This window comes from Cupriavidus pauculus (assembly GCF_008693385.1).
GTDB classification, from domain to species: Bacteria; Pseudomonadota; Gammaproteobacteria; order Burkholderiales; family Burkholderiaceae; genus Cupriavidus; species Cupriavidus pauculus_D.
The window spans coordinates 1,007,482-1,031,008 of the sequence record NZ_CP044067.1; the positions used below are offsets into that span (position 1 = coordinate 1,007,482).

A 23,527-nucleotide genomic window follows, 5' to 3' on the forward strand; every position below is an offset into this window, starting at 1 on the left:
CCAGATCACACTCTTAAATAGCAATATCTTTAAATTTCATTCTCACTCCTCCAAACGGGACCTCATTCGAATACTAGGAAACAACATCACGCTTTGTTTCTTTTAGATAAATTCCGATGGACCATAAATACGTCTCGCCTTAGTGTCGCCTTTCACACAACGACGAGATCTCAAATGCCAGGGAAGATCACCAAAGGAATGGAGGCAGAACTAGCTCGGCAAACCGTCATTCACACGGCACAGGCCGAGGCTGTGGCGCTGAACGCCATGTACCGCGACACCCTCGCGACGTTTCTCGCCACGCCGCACGCAGTGCCGTTACCGCGTGCGGCGCGTGCCATGTACTGGCTCGGCCGGCTGCGCCAATGGCGGGCCATCGACCTCAGCGGCGGCGAAACGCTGCCGGCGACGAACTGGCTGTCGCTGCAGCTAGGCGTGGTGGAAGGGCTTGCCGGCACGCATGCGCTCGCGCTTCACAAGGAGCAGTGGAGCGGACCCTGCCGGCGGCAGGTGTACGAGCGCGACATGGCGCTGCAGATCGCCATGCTGCTGGCGCTCGACTGGTCCGAACTGGCGGCGTTCGCGCTGGAATCCTGGTTCGAGGCCGATGGCGAGCTGTCCGGCACCCACCAGATTGGCGGCATGGCCGGCATGATCGTGGGCATTGCCGGCGAGGGGCTTGGCATCCCGGTGCCGCCATCCACGTTTCAGAAAGCCGACGTGGCGCTTGCGCAGGCGCGCGAGCGCTGGCGGATGGACGAAAGCACGTTCGCCGCGACGATGCTGCAACTCGCGGAACGGCGTATCCGGCAATGCCGCCTCGACTCGGGCGCGAACCTGTTCGACTTCGACCATCCCGTCGAACAGGCCATCCCGGTGGAGTTGCTGATGCTGATGCGCCTGCGCGGCGCCAAGACGGTTCCGCCATGGCTCGCGACCCACCCCGTGATGCAGCACCCCGCTGCCGAGCTCGTGCATCCGGGCGCACCCGCGCAGTCGCAGCGATGCATGCAGTTCATGGAGCGTGTGATGCGCCTGCTGCCGCAGTACGGCGGGCTGCCACAGGCGCTGCTGCGGCAGGCGGAACGGCTCCAGACCGCCTGAGTGCCGGCCGGCGCTGGCGCCAATGGTCGTTCCCGAGCGGCATCGATAAGGGTGTCGGCTTGACGCTTGACATACGGGGCTGGGCATACGTGGCGGGACATACGTGGCGGGACATACGTAACGGGACATATGGGCTTACCTATCGCAGGCACGGAGCAGCCCGGGGGACACATCATCCTTCGGGCTGTTCCGTCCTGGGGCCCGAGTTTGCCGAAACCCGTCCGAAACTTAAATCGTTGCTTAGCGAAATTTAATTCTCCCGACATCACTCGATTTCTCTGATTTCGTAGAAATACTATTTCGCAATCTGATTATCACAAACACAATGACTGACTTTAGCGCATTGTCTCTTCGTCATCACAGACGCCTCTTACCTCTCTCCGATTTCCACATTCGCATGCCATTCAGACTGAGTCAGTAGATTCCTTGTATTCCTTATTCTCTTAGACGCATTAAACTTTAACGAGCGATTGCCACGAGCACGCTGCGTGACAGCGGAAAGGAATTTCAGGATGCCGGCGAAAACCCTCCGTGTGGCCTTGGCCGACGATCATCCCCTGGTAGTGGTTGCGTTGCGCGACTGCCTGCATCGAACGCCGGGATTTCAGGTGACGTGCGAATGCACGAATGGCAGCGAGCTGATTGCGGCGCTGGCCCAGAACCCGGTCGATGTCGCCGTGACCGATTTCAGCATGGGCCACGGCGACACCTCGCTGGATGGCTTCAATCTGCTGCGCCGGCTGGCGCGGCGCTACCCCGAGACGCGCATCGTCGTGGTCAGCGCGCAGATCAACCCCGGCGTGGTCACGCGGGCGATGAAACTCGGCGTGCGCGCGTTCGTCAGCAAGGAGGACGAACTCGACGAGATCGTGCGCGCATGCGTGCACGTCACGGTCAGCAATGGGCACTTCTATTCGCCATCGATCCGCGCGGTCCTCGACAGCGCCGCGGCGATGACCGCGCCCGCTACGGATCTGACACTGCGCGAGCTCGAGGTCGTGCGTCTCTATGCGCAGGGCTTCCAGCTCAACGAGATCGCGAGCAAGCTCGGGCGCTCGGTCAGTACGATCTCGAGCCAGAAGACCGTAGCCATGCGCAAGCTCAGCGTTCAGACCAACACGGACCTGATCCGCTACGCGTATGAGAACGGGCTGATCTGACGCACGCCATGCAGCAGATTCTCGACCGCACCGAGCAGGCGCTCGCGCAGGCTTTCGAGGCCCTGGCGCAAAACGCCCGGCGCCAGCGGAACCTGTACTACGCGACCATCGGCCTGCTGATCGCGATCGTGCTGGTCTCGGCGACCCTGCTCGCGGGCCTGGCCGCCGCGCGGCACCTCGACGACCGGCGTAGCCTCGTGGGCCAGCATGTCGCCGCGATCTCGCTCATGCTGCAGGGCGAGGTGTCGTTCCTGCGGCGCACGGACCTGACCGTGCGGTACAACCGCGAGACCCCCGCGCGGCAGCCCGCCGATGCCGAGATCGTGCGGCAGGTGCAGCAGACCGGCATCGGCGAGGCACTGGACCCCGGATACGCGGTGCTCGTGCCACCCGCCACGCGCGCGGCATGGGGCAGCGCCCTGCCCGAGCGGCTCGCGCAACTGCAGCAGATCGCCACTGCCGCGATCACGACGCAGCAGGCCTTCGAACTCGATCATCGCGCCTATATCGTCGACGTGCAGGCCGAGTATGCGATCGTCATCGCGCGCGATCACCCCAGCCATGGCCATTCCACGCTGCTCGCCGCGACGCTCGCGACCGATATTCGCGACCGCCTCGGGGAGGCGCTGCGCGCGCGTATCGGGCAACCGGTCCCCCGGCGCAACGAACAGGTCTGGCTGGGGCCGAGCATCGACCCCGTGCTCGGCACGCCCGTCATGACCGTGGTTTCCGCCGTCTATTCGGGCGCATTCGCGACCACGCTGATCGCGGCCGTGATTCCGGTCGAGGAATTTCTGGCGCGGCTGCAGCGCACGAGCCGGATGCAGGACCGCGCCACGCTGCTGCTGCTCAACAGCGCCGAGCAGCCGATCGACGCGTTGCCCGCGATGTCGCAGGCCGAACTCGATCGCATCGTTACCCGGGTACGCCGGGCGCCGCGCGAGAAGTTCGAGATCACGCGCGCCGGCGTCCTGCTGGTGCAGCCGTTGCGCGCGGGGTTCGGCGCCTTCGTCTACTTCGTGCCCGCGGGTGCGCTGATCGCGTCGCTGGCCAGCGATCTGTCCCTCATCGGCGCACTGGCGCTGCTGCTGAGCGCCGCGATCCTGATCACCGCGCGCTACTGGGACATTCATCTGCTCCGGCGGAGCCATGTGGAAGCGACGCGCGCGCTCGAGAACGAAACGATCAATCACGTGCTGGTCAGCACCACGCCGATCGGCCTCTGCATCGTCAGGCTGCACGACGACGCGGTGGTCAAGTCGAACCAGCTGGCCGACACGCTGCTGCGGCTCGGCGAGCCGCCACGGCTGCCCCGGCATATCGTGTCCGCGTTTCCGCCCGGGCCGCTGAACATCAAGGTGGGCCGCCTCGCGGCGACGGCACAGTTCATCGTGCCGGCCGAGCCCGAGCTGCCCCCCGAGGATCGGCGCTTTCTGCAGATCACCTATGCGCCGGTTCGCTATCGCGAGGAGGACGTGCTGTTCTGCGCGATCCAGGATGTCACCGCACAGCAGCAGCTCGAGGAACGGCTGCGGGCCGCGCAGCGCACGGCCGAGAGCATGATGCGCGCGCGCTCCAACTTCTTTGCGGCGATGAGCCACGAGATTCGTACCCCGCTCAACGCGCTGCTCGGCAACCTCGAACTGCTCGCGCGCGCGCCGGGCCTCGATGCGCATGCGTCGCGGCTGCGCGCGCTCGATGTCGCCGCCAGTGGACTGCGCCGCATCGTCAACGATATCCTGGACTTCTCGAAGATCGACGCGGGAGAAATGAAGCTCGTGATGGAGCCGTTTCATCCGATCGAGGATCTCGAGAGCCTGGCGCTGTCGTACTGCCCGATGATCGCGGACAGGCCGGTCCGCTTCTATCCGCTGATCTCGCCTTCGCTGGACACGACGATCGTCGGCGATCGCACGCGCATCATGCAGGTCGTCAACAACCTGCTCAGCAACGCATTCAAGTTCACGTCAAGCGGCAAGGTCACGCTCAGCGCGCGCCTGACAACCGATGCAAAGGACCGCACGGTACTCGTCTGCCAGGTCAAGGATTCCGGCATCGGCATGCCGCCCACGCTGGTGGCGCGCATCTTCCATCCGTTCGTACAGGCCGAGCCGAATACGGCCAGCCGCTATGGCGGCACCGGCCTCGGGCTCTCGATCTGCGCGCGGCTGTGCGAACTGATGGGCGGGCATATTGCCGTCGAAAGCGTGGAGGGCGTCGGGAGCGCCTTCTCCGTGCATGTGCCCGTGGGACTGCGCGAGGGCGATACGGTCGCCAAGGCGCCGCCGCCATCGCGGGGCACGAGCGCGCTGATCGTGAGCCAGGAGAGCGAGACCGGCGGCTATGCGGAGGCATGGCTGCAGGCGCGGGGATGGCGCACGCACGCGGTGCAGTCGATGGCCGCGGCCGAGCGCTTTCTCGACGTCAATCGTCCGCATGTGATGCTGGTATCGGGGGACTACGATCTGCCGGTCGTCTGCGCACTGCGCGCGTATCTGGCACAACGGTCCGAGGGCCATGCCGCCCATATCGTATGGGTCACGCGCGACGGCCCTCCCCACGCCACGCCGCGCGCGAGCGGCATCGTCGAGGTCGGGTCGTTCCATCACCGAGGGGTGATTGCGGCGGTGGAGACGGAGGTGGAAACCGGGGCGCGGACCGCGGGGGAAACTGCGATGGAAAGCGCGGTGGAGACCCACGCGACAACCGAGACGCACGCGACGACCGAGACGACCGAGACGGCCGCGACGGCAGCGCCATTGCCCGCCCTGGCAGCGGCAGGCGTCGCGACCACGGTCCCCGACGCCGTCCGGTCGCTGCGCGTGCTGGTGGCCGAGGACAATCTGCTCAACCAGACGCTGATTGCCGAGCAACTGGCGGTGCTTGGCTGCCGCCCGACCGTCGTGGGCGATGGACGTCAGGCAGTCGAAGCGCTCGAGCGTGGAGACTTCGATATCGTCCTGACCGATATCCATATGCCGGTCATGGACGGCTACGCGTTGCTGGCCGCGTTGCAGGTCACGCATCCGGCGCTGCCCGTGCTTGCATTCAGCGCATTGACGCATGCGGCCGGAGACGCGCCGCAGGGTGCGTCGGCCGATGACGGCAAAGACTGGCGGCAGCGCGGCTTCGCGGGGCATATCGCCAAGCCCGCCTCGCTTGGCGATATCGAGGCGACATTGCGTCGCGTGGCGCCGCGACCCGCTGCACCGGACGTCCCAGCCCCCGGGCTATCCGCCAAGCCGATCGCCTACTACGACGCGTTGCTGCGGACGCAGCTCGATACCGATCTGCCGCAGCTGGCCAGTTGCCGCGAGCGCCGCGATACCGAGGCGCTCTTCCATTGGGCCCATCGCGCGGCTGGAGCCTTCCGCATAGTGGAACAACGCGCGATCGTCGCGATGTGTCGCGAGGTGGAACGGCAGTGCCGGGAGACGGACGTGTGGACGGCCGAGATCGACAAGCGCGCGCAGGCGCTCCACGCGGCCGTCCGCGCCTATCACCAGCGGGGCGCGCCTGCCGCGGCCGCGGGCGAGACTCCGGAATCCGGCCCCGGGGGCCAGGCAGACAAATAGAGACATTCGCTGAGACATTCGACAGCGTGCCAGTTGCGTGGGCGAGCGGATTTGCGGAGTTGGGGCGCGAGGACGATAATGTCGCGGCCGTCACTCGTCCGGCGGTGCAAGATCGCGCCAGACTGACGCGCCGGTTTTTGCTCCGATCCGCTCAGCTCAGCTTCTCGCCCGCCTCGCCCCCCTCGCCCTCATGCAGCCGTATCCAGGCCTACCTAAACCCCAGCGCACCTGGGCCGTCATCACCGTGTTCTGCGGCCTGATCATGGCCGTGCTTGACGGGTCCATCGCCAATATCGCGTTGCCGTCGATTTCGCGCGACCTCAATGCGGACCCTGCGAGCACGATCTGGGTCGTCAATGCCTATCAGCTCACGGTGACCGTATGCCTGCTGCCGCTGTCGTCGCTCGGTGACATCCTCGGTTACAAGCGCGTCTATCGCGCCGGGCTCGCGACGTTCCTTATCGGTTCGCTGCTGTGCGCGGTCTCGGTCAACCTGCCGATGCTGGTGGCCGCGCGCGTGCTCCAGGGCATTGGCGGTGCCGGCATCATGAGCGTGAATACGGCGCTGATTCGCTTTATCTATCCGCCGACGAAGCTCGGCCGCGGTATCGGCCTCAACGCACTGGTCGTGGGCGCGACCATCGCGGTGGGGCCGTCGCTGGGCGCGCTGATCCTGTCGTTCGGCACCTGGCCGTGGCTGTTCGCGATCAATGTGCCGGTGGCGATCTTCGCCCTGGCGCTGAGCAAGCGCGCGCTGCCGCTTACACCGGCCCAGCCGCGCGAATTCGATTACCCGAGCGCGGTGCTTTCGGCGATCGTGTTTGCGCTGTTCATTCTCGGCGTCGATCACCTTGGTCATCCCGCACTGCGTGTGGCCGGCGCGGCCGGCCTCGTGCTCGCGATCGTGCTGGGCTGGGTGCTCGTGCGCCGCCAGCAGGGCAAACCCGCGCCGCTGGTGCCCGTGGATCTGTTCAGAAGCCGCGCGTTCACGCTGGCGGTGGGCACCTCGTTCTGTTCGTTCATGACGCAGATGCTCGCGTTCGTGTCGCTGCCGTTCTACCTCGAATACCAGCTCGGACGCGGCTTGCAGGAAACCGGGCTGCTGATCACGCCCTGGCCGCTGATGGTCGCCGTGATGGCCGCGGTATCGGGCCGGCTGTCCGATCGCTATTCCGCGAGTGTGCTGGCCGGGGTCGGCCTGTTGTGCATGATGGGCGGCCTGCTGAGTCTCGGCCTGATCTCGCATGATGCGGGCAACCTCGATATCGCCTGGCGCACGGGCCTGTGCGGACTGGGCTTCGGCCTCTTCCAGTCGCCGAACAATCGCGCGATGATCTCCGCGACGCCGCGCGAACGGAGCGGCGGTGCGAGCGGCGCGCAGGCGACCACGCGATTGCTTGGCCAGACCACGGGCACGGCCTTCGTGGCACTGCTGTTCAGCATCGACCGGTCGAGCGCGGCACGCAGCGCGTTGTTCGTGGCGGCCACGGTGGCCGCGATCGGCGCGGCAATCAGCCTGAGCCGCCTGCGCGACGAGCGCGGCGGCGGCGGTCCGCGCGACGGCCGCAAACCTTCCGCCGCCGAGGCGGCCATGACCGCGGATGCGGATGCCTGATGGAGGCCCACATGTTGCACAAGCTCGCTCCCCACTCCACCGCGCTGGTACTCATCGACCTGCAGCAGGGCATTCTCGGATTCGGAAAGGCCCCTCGTCCGGGGACCGAGGCGCTCGCGACGGCGGCAACGCTCGCGAAGCGCTTCCGTGAGGTCGGTGCGCCGGTCGTCCTCGTGCGGGTGGGCTGGAGCGCGGATTTCGGCGATGCGCTCCAGCAGCCCGTCGATCAACCCGCGCCGCGCACACCGGGCGGCCTGCCGGCGGACTGGTGGACGCAGCCGGCCGTGCTCGAAGTCAGCGAGCGGGATATCCAGATCGTCAAGCGGCAGTGGAACGCGTTCCATGGCACCGAGCTCGACCTGCAACTGCGCCGTCGCGGCGTCGACACGATCGTGCTCGCGGGAATCTCGACCAATATCGGCGTGGAATCGACGGCACGTGCCGCTTACGAGCATGGCTACACGCTGGTACTGGCCGAGGATGCGATGAGCTGCGCCGCGGCCGAGCATCACGATGCGGCCGTGCGCTTCATCTTTCCGCGGATCGGGCTTGTGCGGCAATCCGCAGAGGTCCTGGCGGCACTGGGAAGCGACCAGTAAAACTTGCAGTGACGCGCGATAGATTTGCATTGCATGGATGCCGGGGCAGGCATGTGCCGCGCCGTGCATGCCGCGGCTGCCTGGCATGGGGATTGCAGCACGGGAGTGCGCAGCCCCTCCACCCCGGCAACCCGAATGAATATGCAAGTCCCAGAATCGCTGACAATCATCTCGCCGCATCTCGACGATGCGGTGTTCAGCTGCGGCGCGCTGATTGCTGCCTGCCGCAACCCGTTGGTCGTCACCGTATTCGCGGGTATCCCGCCCGACGGTGTCGATGCGCCCGACTGGGATCGCGCGGCCGGCTTCCGCACTGCTCAGGCGTCGGTACATGCCCGGCGTCAGGAGGATGCACGGGCGCTGGCGATGCTGGCGGCCGAGCCCGTGTGGCTCGACTTTCTCGATAGCCAGTACGGCAAGCGCTACGACCCCGTCGATATCGCGGTGCGGCTCGGGCGGCTTCTCGCGATGCAGCCGCATGGCACGATCGTCGCGCCGCTGGGCCTGTTCCATTCCGATCATGTGCTGGTGAACGCCGCCTGCATGCTCGTGCGTGAAGCCGTGCATGCCGATGCGCCCGCTGGCGCAGCCGCTCAAGCCGCCGCCCAATCCGCCGCCCAAGCCGCCGCCCAAGCCGCCGCGCACTCCGCCCCTCTGGCGCCGCATAAGGCCCCGCCTGACGATGCCGAAGGCGAGCACCCCGTGGCTGCGCCGCCTTCCGTGCAATGGCTGTTCTATGAGGACGCGATCTATCGCCGCATGCCCGGCATGATCCAGAACCGGCTGATGGCGTGGTGGCAGGAAGGCCTGCTTGCCGCCCCCGTGACGCTGCCCATCGCACCGTTCCAGACGCAGAAGATGCGCGCGATCGAAGCCTACGAAAGCCAGTTGCCGCTATTCAATGCCGAACAACTGGCCGACCTCGGCGCGCCCGAGCGATACTGGTCGCTGGGGACACCGGTGGTTGCCACCGCCGCTAGTTCCCGCTAGGCCGGACCAGGCCGCACCCGGTCGCACTCAGTCAGACTCGGCCAGACCGAGCCAGCGCGCCCACGCAAGCAGCGGCAGGTCGCGCGCGGGCGTGGCCACGAGTTGCACGCCAACCGGCAACCCCAGCGGCGTCGTGCCCGTGGGCAGATGCACGCAGGGCCAGCCCAGCAGCGACCAGATGCGATTGAAGATCGACGAGCCCGTGCTGGCAAGCCCCGCCGGCGCTTCGGACGGCGCGCTCGGCGCAAGAATGACGTCGAACGCCGAGAAACGATCCTCCCAGATACGCGCGAGGCGCTCCCGCGCCTGCCGATGCTTCGCGTAATCCGCTGGCGAGATGGCGAGTCCCTTCTCGATCCCCTCGCGCGTCGCCGTCGTGATGTCCGGCGTACGCAGGCCAGCGCCGCGCGCGCCGAAGATGGGCAACATCCCGCGCGCGAACTCGGCGTGCATGATCGCGCCGTGCACGGCGAGAAGTTCGGCCTGCTCGTCGTCGCACGAGGGCTCCACGATCTCGGCGCCGAGCGCGCGCAATTTCGCAACGCCTTGCACGAGCGCGGCATCCGCCGCGGGACTCAGCGTTGCCAGCGCGCGGCTCGGCAGCACCGCGACGCGTGGCGCGCGTGTGCCATGCGTACCGATGGCCACCGATGCGTCGGGACCGAGCAACGCCTGTGCCGTGGCGATGGACTGGTCGAGCGTGCGCGTGAACCAGCCGATCGTGTCGAGCGAATCGCAGAGGACGCGCATGCCGCCGCGATGGATGCGTCCGAAGGTCGGCTTGAAGCCGATGACGCCGCAGAATGCCGCGGGACGAATGATCGAGCCGCCCGTCTGCGTGCCCAATGCCAGTTCGACATGACCCGCGGCCACCGCGGCCGCGGAGCCGCTGGACGAACCGCCGGGCGTATGGTCGAGCCGATGCGGATTGCGCGTCGGACCCGGCGACATGTATGCGAATTCCGCGGTCACCGTCTTGCCAATGGGTACCGCGCCGGCTGCGCGCAGTTGCGCGACGCAGGCCGCATCCCATGGTTGCGGCATGTCGTTGGTCGACATATCGTTGGTGGCCGTGGCGCCGGAGCGCGTGGGCAGGCCTGCGACGTCGATGACGTCCTTTACGCCGAAGGCGACGCCCGCGAGCGATCCTCCGCCCGTCTCCCCTTTCTGCTCGATATCCCCATCGGACAGGCAGACCCATGCGCGGAGGTCCGCGTCCTGCTCGCGGCTGCGTCGCCGCGCTTCCGGCAGCGACAGGGCCCATGGAGATGTTGCCGCTTGTGCCAACGATGTCTGCGTCATTGAACGGTGATGTTCTGCTTGCGGATCAGCTGCGACCAGCGATCGCTCTCGCTGTTGATGAAGTCACGGAATTCCGAGGGCGAGCCGCCCGCGACCTCGCCGCCCTGCGCTTCCACGATCTTTCGGTAGCCGGGGTCCTTGAGCGCGCGATTGATATGGTCGTTGAGCTTGCGCACGATCTCGGGCGACGTGCCGGCCGGCGCGACGACGCCGAACCAGTTGGACATTACCATGCCCGGAAAGCCCTGTTCCTTGAACGTGGGCACGTTGGGCAGGCTCGGCACGCGGCGCTCGGAAGAGACGGCCAGCAGGCGCAGCCGCGGCGCATCGCCGGTGGCATACGGCATCAGCAGGCTCGGCAGTTCGAGGTAGAAGTCGACGTTGCCGGCCAGCAGGTCGTTCACCGCGGGCGCACCGCCGCGATAGGCGACGTGCGTGGCCTCCCCCTGCGCGACGGTCCGGAACAGCTCGGTGCCGAGGTGGGAGGCGCTGCCCGCGCCCGTGGACGCGTAATTGAGCTTGCTGGGCGTGGCCTTCGACGCCTTGACCAGTGCGTCGAGCGTCTGGTACGGCGACTGCGTGTTCACGCCGAGCACGAGCGGGCCGCGCTCGATCAGCGCGATGGGCGCGAGGTCCCTGATCGGATCGAAGCCGAGCGTGTACAGCGACTTGTTGACCGCCATCGGCGCGAAGTTGCCGAGGCCGATCGTATAGCCGTCGGGCTTTGCCGTCGCGACCTGGCCCGTGCCGATATTGCCGCTGGCGCCGGGCTTGTTGTCCACCACGACGGGCACGCCGAGCGACTTGCCGATCAGCTGCGCAAGCTGGCGCGCGCGGGTATCGGAGCTGCCGCCGGCCGCGTAGGGGACGACGAACTTGATCGGCTGGCTCGGGTAGGCGGGCTGGGCCGCCACGGGCACTGCAAGGCTGCCCGCGAGGGCGCTCAGCGTGGCGCCGAGCAGGCGCCGGCGTCGAGGGTCGATTCGTTTCATGGTGGTGCCCCGTGAAGGGAAAGATCGGTTGAAATATCGTGCTGCGATGGTACGAATCGACCGATTAGGTAGTCCAATACATTATTCTGTCGGGATTGATTTGCTGGGAAACATAATGATCTGGCCCGACAGCAAGCTGCTGGACATGTTCGCCGTGGTGGCCGAGGAGCTCCATTTCGGGCGCGCCGCCCTGCGGCTGCATATCAGCCAGCCGCCGCTGAGCCAGGCGATTCGCCGGCTGGAAACCCTGCTCGAGGTCCGGCTGCTGGAACGCACGACGCGTTCGGTGCGGCTGACGCCGGCAGGCGCCGAGCTCTACCGCCGCGTCCAGCGGCTGCAGGCCGATGCCGGCCTGGCCGTGCAGGCCGTGCGGCAGGCCAGCACCGGCAAGGTGGGCCGGCTCACGATAGGTCTTACGCCGAGCGCCGCTTACACGGATCTGCCGCAGGCGATGTTCGCGTTTCGCCAGCGCTACCCGGGCATCGCGCTGGACCTGCGCGAGATGAACTCGAACGAGATGCCGGACGCGCTGCATGATCGTCGCCTCGACCTCGCCCTGCTGCGTCCGCCATTCGCCGATGCGGACCTCGTGCCGCAGCTCGTGCATACCGAGCCCATGGTGCTGGCCGTGCGACGCGAACATCCGCTCGCGCGGCGCCGGTCCGTGACGCTCGCGCAGGTGGCAGAGCTGGACCTGATCGGATACTCGCGCGTGTATTCGCGGTACTTCAGCCAGGTGCTGCACCGTATGCTCGCGAGCACGGGCAAGCCGCCGCGCATCGTGCAGGAAAGCATGATTCCGACGATTCTCGCGCTCGTGGAAGCGGGATTCGGCGCGGCCGTGGTACCGGGGTCGCTGTCGCGCATGCGCGCGGATGCGCTCGCCTATCTCGCGCTGCGTGGCGAGGGCCTGATGCAGGCGGAGCTGTATGCCGCGCATCTGCCCGCCAACGGCAATCCGGCCATTGCGCCTTTTCTCGAGATCATCGGCGAGCGGCCTTTCTGAACCACTTCTGAACGACCGTTCTTTCCTGCGCGGGTAAGGATTCGCGCCCGAGCTTAATTGACGTGGGCATCGGGCGTCTCCTATCGTCGTCTCCATAAAACGATTCCTAGATTCTCGGAGACAAGCCGTGTCGCAACATTTGCTATCCATCGCCGTGCTCGCGCTGATGTTCGTCGTGGCCACGGTACTCCCCATCAACATGGGGGTCCTCGCCTTCGTCGGCGCCTTTCTCGTTGGCACGTTCGTGGCGGGAATGCCCGCCAAGGCCATCTTCATGGGTTTTCCGGCCGATCTGTTCCTGACGCTGGCCGGCATTACGTATCTGTTCGCGGTGGCGCAGAAGAACGGCACCATCGACTGGCTCGTGCGGCTTTCGGTACGCGCCGTGGGCGGGCGGATCGCGGCGATTCCATGGATCATGTTCGGCATTGCGGCGCTGCTGACGTCGGTCGGGGCCGTGAGCCCCGCGGCGGTGGCCATCATCGCGCCGATCGCGCTGGGCTTCGCCGCGCGGCATGGCATCAATCCGCTGCTGATGGGACTGATGGTCGTGCACGGCGCGCAGGGTGGCGGCTTTTCGCCGATGAGCATCTACGGCGGCATTACGAACAAGATCGTGCACAAGGCGGGGCTGCCGCTCAACGAGATGGCCACGGCCTTTGCCAGCCTCGGCTTCAATCTTGCCGTCGCGGCCGGGCTTTTCTGCCTGCTCGGTGGCCTGAAGCTGATGCGCAAGCCGCGGCGCGTGGCGCAGCCCGTGGCGGCGATGGCGGGAGGAATGGCCATGCACGAGGCGTTCAGCGCGCGGGCGATGGCCGGGGCCACCGTGGTCGCGCATCTCGACGACGATGCCTCCGCGCACGATGCGCGCAAGGACGATGCGCCCGGAACGTTCTGCCAGTACCTCACGGTAATGGGGCTCGTTGCGCTGGGCGTGCTGACGCTCTACTTCAAGCTCGATATCGGCTTCGTCTCGCTGACGATTGCATTGCTGCTGACGCTGATGGCGCCCAATCTGCAGAAGGAGGCGCTCAATCAGATCTCCTGGCCCGAAATCATGCTGATCGTGGGCGTGAGCACCTACGTGGGCGTGCTCGAGAAGATGGGGACGATCGCGTTCGTCGGGAACAGCGTGGCGGGACTGACTTCACCGCTGATGGCGGCGCTGCTGCTCTGCTTTATCGGCGCGGTGGTGTCGGCCTTTGCATCGTCCACGGCCGTGCTGGGCTCGCTGATTCCGCTTGCGGTGCCGTTCCTGCAGGGCGGCGATGTGAGCGCGATCGGGTTTATCGCCGCGATGGCCGTGTCGTCGACGATCGTGGACGTGAGTCCGTTCTCGACCAATGGGGCGCTCGTGCTGGCTAATGCCCAGGGCGTCGATCGGCAGGCATTCTTCCGGAGCCTGATGGTGTACGGCGCGCTGGTGACGTTGATTGCGCCGGTGGTGTTGTGGTTCCTGTTCGTCGTGCTTGGCACATAGATTGCGTCACTGCGTCGATCTACCGTGACGGAGTAACGCCATATGACCAAACCGAACGATATGCCCGATGCACGCAAGGACAAGGACAGTCCGTGGCCCGGCTGGAAGCCGGGTACGGGCGGCACGGGCCCTTCGCGGGGCCGCAGCGAGCGAAAAGATCGCGAGGACCGGCTCGGCGAGGGCGGCGACCTCACCGCGCACGATCAGTTGAAGGATTTACCGAAGGACGAGCGCAACGATTGAGCGAACGCGGCGGACTTCATAGCGCGCCGTGGCGGGCCGGCAGCTTGTCGTTGAGGTAGTAGTTGCCGATCGCGTGGTACTTCCAACGCACGGGGTCGTGCAGCGTATGCGTGCGGGCATTGCGCCAGAAACGGTCGAGGCCCAGGCCGTCGAGCGTCGCGGCCGTGCCGCCGAGTTCGAACAGCCGGGTGCCGGCCAGCAGCGACGCGGTGGTCGTGGCGGCGCGGGCCTCGGCCACGGCGATCGATGCGGCCGCGACCGTGCGTTCGTCGGGCGCCTGCTGCGCGGCATCGACGAACCGGCCCGCCCTCCGTACGAGCGCTTCCGCGGCACGCAAGCTCACGCGAACCTCGCCGACATGATGGATCGTCAGCGGATCGTCGCTGGCGCGTGCGACGCCCGCATCGATCCAGGGACGTGCGCGATCGCGGATAAACGGCAGCGTGGCCGCGAAAGCCCCGCGGCCGATGCCGAGGTCGATGGCCGCGTGCAGGATCTGCGCGAACGGTCCGATCGTCGTCGGCGTTTCGAACGAGGCAAGGAACGGGACGACCCAGTCTCTCTCCACACGTACCTCGTCGAACGTGACCGAGCCGCTGCCCGTGACACGCTGACCGAAGCCATCCCAGTCATCGACGATCGACACACCCGCCGCCTCGCGCGGGACGATGGCCAGATAGGTGACTGGCTTCGGCTCGGCCTCCGTCCCCTCCTCCGCAACCACCAGCGTCGGAATCCAGTGCGCGAAGACCGCGCCCGTGCAATAGAACTTCTGCCCCGTGACGCGGAAACCGTCGCCATCGGGAATCAGCCGCGTGCGGCGCTTGAAATCCTTGTGGCCGATTTCGGCAAGCGCGTTGCCGAGGCGCTCGCCGGCCAGTACGCGGTCGTAGATCCATTGCTGTTGCGCTTCGGTACCGCCCGCGCGCACGACTTCGAGCGCGTAGTAGTGGTTCTGCGGAATCTGGCCGATCGAGCCGTCGGCGGCCGCGAGGATGGCAATGACCTCGGCGAGCGTGCCGGTGGAGACGCCGGCGCCGCCGAACGCACGCGGCACGGTGATCGCGAGCAGGCCGCTGGCGCTCAGCGCATCGAGTTCGGCCCAGGGCAGCCGGCGTTCGCGGTCGCGCAATGCGGCGTCCGGTGCGAACTGGTCGGCAAGCCTGTGCGCCACGGCGATGGCCTCCGCGTCGTCGCGGATACGGTCCGGCACACGCGAGGGCGCGCGCGCTGGCGCGGGGCGGCTTGCGGGGTCGTCGGCACGGGGGGCGGGGATGGACAGCTGCGTCATATCGATTCCGGATTCAGTTCCACGAGTGCCGGGCCGGCAGGGCGCCGTTGAGGAAGTAATTGCCGATCAGATGAAGCTTCCAGCGCACCGGGTCGTGCAGCGTGTGCGTGCGGGCGTTGCGCCAGTGACGGTCGAGGTTATGGGCGGCGCGCGTGGCCGAGGAACCCGCGAGTTCGAACAGTTTTTCGCTGGCCTTCAGCGCGATGTCCGTGGTGAGGACCTTGGCTTCGGCGACAGCGACCGATGCCTGTGCGCTGAGGTCCGGATCGAGTTCGGTGTCGTTCGTCTGCCGCGTGAATGCGGCGAGGCTGTCGAGGGTTTCGGCGGCTTCACGCAGCACGGCCTGCGCGGCGTGCAGTTCGACCGAGAGGCGGCCCACGTCCCCGATCAGATGCGGGTCGTCGGCGGCGCGTTCGACGTTGGCGTCGATCCATGGTCTGGCGTGGGCGCGCACGAACGCGATGGCTTCGTCGAAGGCGGCCTGGGCGATGCCGAGGTCGATCGCGGCCTGAATGATCTGTGACGTGGGACCGTAGAGGCCGGGGCGATCGGCGAGTTGCCAGATGGGCAGCACGTCGTCTTCCGAAACGGCGACGTGGTCGAGCTCCACGGTGCCGCTGGCGGTGGTGCGCTGGCCGAACGACGACCAGTCGTCGATCACGGTGAGGCCGGCGGCGTCTCGCGGGACCCAGACCTGCACGGGGCGATCGTCGTCGTCGAGCGCGCGGACGGGGACGCGGTGGGCGAACAGCGCGCCGGTCGAGTAGAAGCGCGTGCCCGTCAGGCGCAGGCCCTGCGGCGTGCGGCGCAAACGGGTGGTCGTTTGCAGGATGGTCGCGCTCGTGGACGAGCGGCGCTCGGGGCCAGCATTGCCGAGCCGTTGGCCTGCGAGGACTTCGCTGTAGAAGCGCTGCTTCTGCGCTGGGGTGCCGATTTCCCTCAGCACGCCGAGCAGGCCGAAGTGGTTTTGCGGGATCTGGCCCAGCGCCGGGTCCGCGGCGCAGACGATGGCGAAGACTTCCGACAGCGTCACGTACGAGACTTCGGGGCCGCCGTAGGCGCGCGGCACGGTGATGCCGCCGAGGCCGCTGGCCGACCATTGGTCCAGTTCCTGCCACGGCAGGATGCGCTCACGGTCTCGGTGCGATGCGGTGTCCTTGACGGCTGCGGCGAAGGCTTCCGCGGCGGCGATCGCTTCGGCGTCGGTGGTCAGGCGTTTTGCTGTGTGGACGAGGGACGGGAGTTGCAGCGCGTGCTGGTCTGACAGATTCGTCATGGATTGCCCGATGGCTGTCGCGTGAGATGGACAGGCATTTCAGCATGGGGGGTGCCGGGGGACGACGAATATTATCGAGGATCGATGCTCGGAATATGAGGCAGCCCCTCGCCCGCCCGACTCGGAAGGGGCCGTGGTCCCGTCAATGCGCCGCGCCTGCAAGCGCTTCCGTCGCCTGCTTCAGCGCGGCGCGGCTCGCCGCTACGGCGCCGCGCTGGGCGGTAATGGCCTCCCGATCGGCGGCCAGCGAGGCCGACTGGGTTTCCACCTGTTCGCGCACCAGCGCCGGTGCCGGGCCGCCGGCCGCGGTGCGGGAGGCGACCCCATGGACGGGGTCGAGGCATGCCGCCACGACATGCGCGTCCAGTGCGATCGTGCGCCCCGTGTGGGCCAGTGCCGCGCGCGTCACCATCGTGCTGTCGATCTCGCATGCGGGCAGATGCCGGTCCAGCGCCTCGCGGACGACCGCGCCCACCACGTGGTGCGCCTCGCGGAACGACATGCCCGCGTCGCGGACGAGCATGTCCGCGAGGTCCGTGGCCGACGAGAAATCGCGTCGCGCGCGATTCAGCATCGTGGCCGGTTGCGGCGTCGCGTGTTCCAGCACGAGGCGAAGGACCTCCGCGCATCGCTGCGCCTCGACCATCGCCTCCCAGAAACCCCGCATCGTCTCGCGGCTGCCATCGCCCGAGTGCGTGAAGTGCGTGCCCTTGAGCGCGGCCAGCGATGCCGTCAGCAGTCCGAGCAGATGGCCGCCCTTCCCCTTCAGGTACTCGAGCGCCACGGGGTTCTTCTTCTGCGGCATGATGCTCGACGTGCCCGCGACGCTATCGGGAAAGTCGATCAGCCCGAACTCGGGGGTCGCCCACACGAACAGATCCTGCGCCACGCGCCCCCAGGTGACCGTGGCAATCGTCACCGCGGCCAGGATCTCCCAGGCGAAGTCGCGCGAGGCCACCGCATCGAGCGCGTTCCCCACGTAGCCCGAGAAACCCAGCCACCGCGCCGTGGCCGCGCGATCGATCGGGAACGCGGTACCCGCCAGCGCACCGGCCCCGAGCGGGCACGCGTCGAGCGTCGCCAGCGCATGGCGCAGGCGCGTCATGTCGCGCCCCATCGATTGCGCGACACCAGCAAGATAGAAGCCGTAGGTAATCGGCTGCGCGGCCTGCAGGTGCGTATAGCCCGGCATGACCGTGTCGGCATGCGCGACCGCCTGCCGCAGTACGACGCCGCGCGTATCGGCGAGCGTGTCGAGCAAACCCAGCACGGCATCGCGCGCGCGCAACCGGTCCTGCGTGGCAAGGATGTCGTTACGGCTGCGCGCGACGTGCAGGCGCCCGCCCGCATCGGCACCGGCCACCGCCATCAGGCGCGCCTCGTAGTTGAAGTAGGCATCCTCGCGCTGCGGATCGAGCGGCACCGCGTCGGGCCCTTCCTGCCCGATGCGCACGAGCGCGCGCGCGAGCGTTGCCGCCGTGTCGGCGGGAATCAGCCCCGTGCCATGCAGCATCAGCAGATGCGCCGCGTTGATGTCCGTCAGGTAGCCGAAGCCGGCACCGAAGTCGCGCAGGCGCGGCGCGTAGATATGCGTGCAGACCTCGGGCGCCGTGGGCTGCGTGAGGCGGCGGCTGACTTTCGATTCCATGCGGTTCGCTTCCATGTGGGGAGTCCTCTCTCGATGGCACCCAGTATGAAAATCGCGACCCCATACCGTCAAATCAGTTTTTCCGGGGCAGGCATACGGATCTGATATACCATCGCAGCGATAACAAGCCGCCCCCACCCCCATGAAATTCAAGGAAATCGCCGCATTCCAGGCCGTCATGCGTTCCGGCTCGATGACGGCCGCCGCGACGGAGCTCTACACCTCGCAGCCGAACGTGAGCCGCCTGATCGCGCAGCTCGAACACTCGACTGGCCTGACGCTGTTCACGCGCACGGCCGGGCGGCTGACGCCCACCGAGGAGGGTCTGGCGTTCCTGCGCGAGGTGGACCGCGCGTTCGTCGGCATCGATGCGCTCAAGGACGCGGCCCGCAATATCCGCCAGTTCGGCAAGGGCCGGCTACGTATCGCGACGGTGCCGTCGCTTGCGCTGACGGTGCTGCCGCTGGTGCTCCAGCGTTTCCATGCCGACTATCCCGACGTCAACGTGGCGATGGAAACCGGCAGCACCCAGCTGGTGGCGGAGCGCGTCGGCAGCCGCTATTGCGACCTCGGGCTCGTGTCGTTCCTGCCGCCCACCGTGGTCACGGAAGCCATGCCCGTGGCCGAGCTCTCGGGCTGTTGCGTGCTGCCGCCGGGCCATCGTCTTGCCGGGCGCGAGGTGCTTACGCCCGCCGATCTGGCCGGCGAATCGTTTATCTCCATGGGCCACGGCGATGGCCTGCGGGCCGCGATCGATGCCGCCTTCGTGGACGACGACCGGCGCAAGATGCACTTTGAGACCCCTTACGGCGCCACGATCTGCAAGATGGTCGGCCTCGGGCTCGGCGTGGCCATCGTCAACCCGCTGGTCGCCCGCATGCATATGTCGGAGGTGGTCATTCGCCCGTTCCTGCCCCGCATCCCGTTCGTCAGCTACCTGCTGCTGGCCCGCAACCGGCCCGCCAACGTGCTCGTGGACCGTTTTACCGAGCGGATGATCGAGGTCATCGCGGCGGAGACGGCCTCGCTGCCATTGTCGCTGCCGACCGCCCCATAAGGTTTTCGTATGGACGCCTGACGCATTCGTATTTGCGCGTATAGGTCACCCTTCCGCATACTCGTTCGAAACTGACAGCCCCGTGCGGTCACGATTCTTGCGAGTACCGAACATGATTCCAGGCAGGGCCCAGGGCCCGCAAATCCCCCACGGGAGGCTCCGCTAATGACCGCGGCCTCTCCTCACCGCTATCCGCTGTTCGACGTCGCCGTGATCGGCGGCGGTCTGGTCGGTTCCGCCGTGGCATACGGCCTGCGCCGTAGCGTGGGCACCGTCGCCGTACTCGACGAAGGCGATATCGCGCTGCGTGCCTCGCGCGGCAACTTCGGGCTGGTCTGGCTCCAGAGCAAGGGCTACGGCATGGGTGCCTACAGCCGCTGGACGCTGAACTCCACACGCCTGTGGCCGAAACTCGCGGCCGATATCCTCAAGGAAACCGGCATCGACGTCGCGCTCGAACAGAAAGGCGGCCTGACGCCGCTGATGGGCGACTACGAAGTCGAGGCGCGCCTCGCGTGGGTCAACACGCTGATGGCGCAGCCGGGCGTGGAACCGTACGAGTGGAAGCTGCTCGACCATCATCAGGCCGCGTCGCTGGTGCCGGGCCTGGGCCCCGACGTGACGGGGGCCATCTGGACCCCGCACGACGGCATCGTCAATCCGCTCAAGCTGCTGCGCGCGTTCCATACCGCGTTCAGCACGAGCGGCGTCGAATACCTGCCCAATCACGGCGTGACGAACATCGTGCAGCAGGCCAGCGGCGACTTCGTGCTGACCACGCCGAACGGCGAGGTGCGCGCGCGCAAGATCGTGCTGGCCGGCGGGCTGCGCAATGGGGACCTCGGCCGCATGGTCGGCATCGACCTGCCGATGGCACCGCAGCGCGGCCAGATTCTCGTGCTGGAACGCACGCGCCGTCTGCTCGATACGCCGATGGTCACGCTGCGTCAGAACGACGAAGGCAGCTGGCTCGTCGGGGACTCGCAGGAAGACGCGGGCTACGCGGACCAGATCACGACGCTGCCCGTGCTCGCCACGCTGGCGGACCGCGCGGTCCGCACGCTGCCCGCGCTGCGCGACGTGCGCACGGTGCGGGCATGGTCCGCGCTGCGCGTGCGCGCGAAAGACGGCTTTCCGGTCTACGAACAGTCGGCGACGCACCCCGGCGCGTTCATCGTCACGTGCCACAGCGGCGTCACGCTGGCGGCAACGCATGCGATGCACCTCGCCCCGATGATCGCCGCGGGTGCCCTGCCGCCCGAGCTGTCCATTTTTTCGACGCGGAGATTCCATGTTCAGACGCATTGACGCGGCGGTCCTGCAAGCGACCGAACGCAAGGTACGGGTCACCGTGGATGGCACCGTGCTCGAATGCCGCGAGGGCGACAGCGTCGCCGCGGCCCTGTTTGCCGCCAACGTGCTGGCCTGCCGCGATACCGCGGTCTCCGGCACCGCGCGTGGCCCCTATTGCATGATGGGCGTCTGCTACGACTGCCTCGTACGCATCGATGGCCGGCCCAACCAGCAGGCGTGCATGGCACGCGTGCGCGACGGCATGACCGTGGAGCGCCAGCTTGGCGCGCGCGAGGTGGCCGTATGAGCGCCGACATCATGACGTGCGATCTGCTCGTGGTGGGCGCGGGCCCCGCGGGTCTCGCCGCCGCGACGCAGGCCGCGCAGCTGGGCCTGTCGACGGTACTGATCGACGAGCAGCCCGCGCCGGGCGGACAGATCTATCGCGCGATCAGCACCACACCCGTGCAGAACCGCGAGATCCTGGGCCAGGACTACTGGCATGGCCTGAACCTGCTGGAGCCGTTCGCCACGAGCGGCGCGCGGCATCTGTCGTCCGCCACCGTCTGGTCGGTCAATGCGCGCGCGGCCGAAGCCAACAGTGCGCCGGCCGGCTACGAAGTCGCGTACTCCGTGGCGCGCCCCGGCGAAGATCCGCAGGCCGCGCTGCTGCATTGCCGCCACATCATCCTCGCCACCGGCGCGCAGGAGCGTCCGTTCCCGATTCCGGGCTGGACCCTGCCGGGCGTGATCACGGCCGGCGCCGCGCAGATCCTGCTGAAGACGTCGGGCGTGGTGCCCGAAGGCCGCACCGTGCTCGCGGGCGGCGGTCCGCTGCTCTATCTGCTCGCGTACCAGTACCTGAACGCGGGCGTGAAGCTCGACGCGATTCTGGAAACCACCGCAAGCGGCCAATGGCGCGCGGCGCTCCCGCATGCATGGGGCTTCCTGCGCTCGCCGTACCTCGGCAAGGGTCTGAAGCTGCTGCGCGCGGTGCGCAAGGCCGTGAAAATCGTCAGCGGCGTGACCGCGCTCGAGGCGGTGGCCGGGGCCAACGGGCAGGTCGCGCAATTGCACTACGAAGCCGATGGCCAGCGCCGCACGATCGCGGTGGATCAGTTGCTGCTGCATCAGGGCGTGGTGCCCAACACCAACCTGTCGCGCGCCATCGGCGCCGAGCACGTGTGGAACGAGCGTCAGGATTGCTGGGAGCCGCAGGTGGATGCATGGGGCGCGACGTCCGTGCCCAATGTGACCATTGCCGGTGACGGCGCGGGCATCGCCGGTGCGATGGCCGCCGAGCATCGCGGCCGCATCGCCGCCGTGCATGCGGCCGCGGCACTGGGGCGCATCGATACGGCCACGCGCGATGCCAAGGCGGCAACGCATCTGGCGTCCCTCGAACGCGCGACGCGCGGCCGCGAGTTCTTCGAGGTGCTGTACCGCCCGCTGCCACAGTTCCGCCGCCCCGTGGGCGACACCATCGTATGCCGCTGCGAGGAAGCCACCGCGGAGCAGGTGCGCCATGCCGCGCGCATCGGCTGCCAGGGACCCAACCAGCTGAAGGCGTTCCTGCGCTGCGGCATGGGGCCGTGCCAGGGCCGCTTCTGCGGGCTCACCGTGACCGAACTCATTGCCGACGAACAACAGCGCCATCCGCGCGACGTGGGCTACTACCGGCTGCGCTTTCCCACAAAGCCGGTCACGCTCGGCGAACTCGCGACGCTGCCGCAGACGCAGGCATCGCGCGAGGCCGTCGTGCGGTTCAAGAAGTAACGCATCAATACAAAGAAAGAGCGGGCTCCGGTACGCCGGTCCCGCCACGTTGGACCAGCATAGCGACGACATCCTGAGAGCACCCTTAACCTAATTACCGAGAAATCATCATGGCGTTATCCAAGATCGTCCCCGCTCTCGCGCTCGCACTGGCCGCAGCCCAGGGCATGGCTCAGGATCTGCCCGCGGGCCCCCTCCGCATGCTGGTCGGCTTTGCGCCGGGCGGCGGCAACGATGTCATCGCGCGCACCGTTGCCACGCAGTTCCAGCTGAATACCAAGACCACGATCGTCGTGGAGAACAAGCCCGGTGGCGGCAGCACGCTGGCCACGGCCGAAATGGCACGCGCGAAGCCCGATGGCTCGGTGCTGCTGCTCGGCTCGGTCGGCGGCCAGGCCATCGCGCCGTCGATCTACAGCAAGCTGCCGTACGATCCGGTGAAGGGCGTGCAACCGGTCTCGCTGGTGGCCAAGTCCGCCAACGCGCTGGTCGTGAACAACGATCTGCCCGTCAAGAACGTGCAGGAACTGCTGGCCTACGCGAAGGCGAATCCGGGCAAGCTCAACGTGACGTCGCCGGGCAATGGCACGATCTCGCACCTGTCGGCGGAACTGTTCAAGAGCATGGCCGGCGTGCAGATCACGCATATCCCGTACCGCGGCGACGCACCGGCCATGCAGGATGTGATGGCAGGCCAGGCGCAGATGACGTTCGCGAGCCTGCCCTCGGCCAAGGCCGGCGCGGACTCGGGCAAGGTACGCATCATCGCCGTGACGAGCACCGAGCGCGTGAAGACGATGCCGAACGTGCCGACGATTGCCGAGTCGGGCGTGCCGGGCTATGAGGTGGTGTCGTGGTACGGCGTCTTTACGACCGGTGGCACGCCGATGCCCGTGGTCAACCGCCTTGCGCAGGAAATTGCGGCGGTGGTCAACCAGCCTTCGATCCGCGAGTCGATTACCAAGCAGGGCATGGAGCCGGCCGCGCTCGGCCCCGTGGAGTTCACGCAGCTCGTGAATCGCGATTCGCAGAAGTGGGACAAGGTGGTCAAGAGCGTCGGCATCAAGCTCGACTGATTCCCGTCAACGTCGTACTGGCCTTTGAAGAGGTAAAGCATGAC

19 protein-coding genes are annotated in these 23,527 nt (G+C 67.3%); 14 read left to right on the forward strand and 5 right to left on the reverse strand.

The genetic code is table 11. The features are described from left to right. The first annotated feature begins 267 nt into the window (after positions 1-267). The 6 genes from FOB72_RS22895 (at position 268) to FOB72_RS22920 (ending at position 9,043) form a co-directional block, all read left to right on the forward strand. Positions 268-1,104 (forward strand): hypothetical protein, encoded by an 837-nt coding sequence (locus tag FOB72_RS22895; RefSeq protein ID WP_150374984.1) that lies wholly within the window; start codon positions 268-270, stop codon positions 1,102-1,104. 512 nt (positions 1,105-1,616) lie between these two features. Continuing rightward, positions 1,617-2,264 (forward strand): response regulator transcription factor, encoded by a 648-nt coding sequence (locus tag FOB72_RS22900; protein ID WP_150374985.1) that lies wholly within the window; start codon positions 1,617-1,619, stop codon positions 2,262-2,264. A gap of 8 nt (positions 2,265-2,272) precedes the next feature. Further along, on the forward strand, positions 2,273-5,839 hold the full coding sequence (locus FOB72_RS22905; protein WP_150374986.1) for an ATP-binding protein: 3,567 nt from the start codon (positions 2,273-2,275) through the stop codon (positions 5,837-5,839). A gap of 190 nt (positions 5,840-6,029) precedes the next feature. Continuing rightward, a complete protein-coding gene (locus tag FOB72_RS22910; protein WP_150374987.1) occupies positions 6,030-7,454 on the forward strand; it encodes an MFS transporter in 1,425 nt (474 codons plus the stop codon). Between the two features lie 11 nt (positions 7,455-7,465). After that, entirely contained in the window at positions 7,466-8,053 is a 588-nt protein-coding gene (locus tag FOB72_RS22915; RefSeq protein WP_150374988.1) for a hydrolase, read from the forward strand. A gap of 141 nt (positions 8,054-8,194) precedes the next feature. After that, the gene (locus FOB72_RS22920; RefSeq protein WP_223851759.1) at positions 8,195-9,043 is read left to right on the forward strand and encodes a PIG-L deacetylase family protein; all 849 of its coding nucleotides are present in this window, start codon (positions 8,195-8,197) and stop codon (positions 9,041-9,043) included. Between the two features lie 27 nt (positions 9,044-9,070). On the opposite strand, the gene FOB72_RS22925 is transcribed toward FOB72_RS22920, so the two are convergent. Both FOB72_RS22925 and FOB72_RS22930 read right to left on the reverse strand, forming a co-directional pair. Next, a complete protein-coding gene (locus FOB72_RS22925; RefSeq protein ID WP_191002385.1) occupies positions 9,071-10,330 on the reverse strand; it encodes an amidase in 1,260 nt (419 codons plus the stop codon). An 11-nt stretch (positions 10,331-10,341) separates the two neighbouring features. Then, positions 10,342-11,337, reverse strand: a complete 996-nt coding sequence (locus FOB72_RS22930) for a Bug family tripartite tricarboxylate transporter substrate binding protein (RefSeq protein WP_150374991.1) — start codon at positions 11,335-11,337, stop codon at positions 10,342-10,344. Positions 11,338-11,452: 115 nt separating this feature from the next. Here FOB72_RS22930 and FOB72_RS22935 point away from each other — a divergent pair, with 115 nt between their 5' ends. From FOB72_RS22935 to FOB72_RS22945, 3 genes are all read left to right on the forward strand, one after another. Continuing rightward, positions 11,453-12,343: a LysR family transcriptional regulator gene (locus FOB72_RS22935; protein ID WP_150374992.1), complete on the forward strand. Its 891-nt coding sequence runs from the start codon at positions 11,453-11,455 to the stop codon at positions 12,341-12,343. A gap of 127 nt (positions 12,344-12,470) precedes the next feature. Then, on the forward strand, positions 12,471-13,823 hold the full coding sequence (locus FOB72_RS22940) for an SLC13 family permease (protein ID WP_150374993.1): 1,353 nt from the start codon (positions 12,471-12,473) through the stop codon (positions 13,821-13,823). A gap of 42 nt (positions 13,824-13,865) precedes the next feature. Next, entirely contained in the window at positions 13,866-14,066 is a 201-nt protein-coding gene (locus FOB72_RS22945) for a hypothetical protein (protein ID WP_150374994.1), read from the forward strand. Positions 14,067-14,082: 16 nt separating this feature from the next. Here FOB72_RS22945 and FOB72_RS22950 read toward each other — a convergent pair whose 3' ends face one another. The 3 genes from FOB72_RS22950 to argH form a co-directional block, all read right to left on the reverse strand. Next, entirely contained in the window at positions 14,083-15,357 is a 1,275-nt protein-coding gene (locus FOB72_RS22950; RefSeq protein ID WP_150374995.1) for an SfnB family sulfur acquisition oxidoreductase, read from the reverse strand. A gap of 13 nt (positions 15,358-15,370) precedes the next feature. Then, positions 15,371-16,633, reverse strand: a complete 1,263-nt coding sequence (locus tag FOB72_RS22955) for an SfnB family sulfur acquisition oxidoreductase (protein WP_150374996.1) — start codon at positions 16,631-16,633, stop codon at positions 15,371-15,373. A 142-nt stretch (positions 16,634-16,775) separates the two neighbouring features. Continuing rightward, positions 16,776-18,281, reverse strand: coding sequence for an argininosuccinate lyase (gene argH / locus FOB72_RS22960; RefSeq protein ID WP_150377341.1), 1,506 nt, complete (start codon positions 18,279-18,281; stop codon positions 16,776-16,778). 142 nt (positions 18,282-18,423) lie between these two features. Here argH and FOB72_RS22965 point away from each other — a divergent pair, with 142 nt between their 5' ends. The 5 genes from FOB72_RS22965 to FOB72_RS22985 all read left to right on the forward strand — a co-directional run bounded on the left by FOB72_RS22965 (position 18,424) and on the right by FOB72_RS22985 (position 23,483). Beyond that, positions 18,424-19,338: a LysR substrate-binding domain-containing protein gene (locus FOB72_RS22965; RefSeq protein WP_150374997.1), complete on the forward strand. Its 915-nt coding sequence runs from the start codon at positions 18,424-18,426 to the stop codon at positions 19,336-19,338. Positions 19,339-19,503: 165 nt separating this feature from the next. Beyond that, on the forward strand, positions 19,504-20,646 hold the full coding sequence (locus FOB72_RS22970; protein WP_150374998.1) for an NAD(P)/FAD-dependent oxidoreductase: 1,143 nt from the start codon (positions 19,504-19,506) through the stop codon (positions 20,644-20,646). Continuing rightward, positions 20,630-20,938, forward strand: a complete 309-nt coding sequence (locus tag FOB72_RS22975) for a (2Fe-2S)-binding protein (RefSeq protein WP_150374999.1) — start codon at positions 20,630-20,632, stop codon at positions 20,936-20,938. The genes FOB72_RS22970 and FOB72_RS22975 overlap by 17 nt, the downstream gene beginning before the upstream one ends. Continuing rightward, the gene (locus FOB72_RS22980; protein ID WP_411859872.1) at positions 20,935-22,407 is read left to right on the forward strand and encodes an FAD-dependent oxidoreductase; all 1,473 of its coding nucleotides are present in this window, start codon (positions 20,935-20,937) and stop codon (positions 22,405-22,407) included. The genes FOB72_RS22975 and FOB72_RS22980 overlap by 4 nt, the downstream gene beginning before the upstream one ends. A 110-nt stretch (positions 22,408-22,517) precedes the next feature. Beyond that, on the forward strand, positions 22,518-23,483 hold the full coding sequence (locus tag FOB72_RS22985) for a Bug family tripartite tricarboxylate transporter substrate binding protein (protein ID WP_223851760.1): 966 nt from the start codon (positions 22,518-22,520) through the stop codon (positions 23,481-23,483). Positions 23,484-23,527 lie beyond the last annotated feature (44 nt).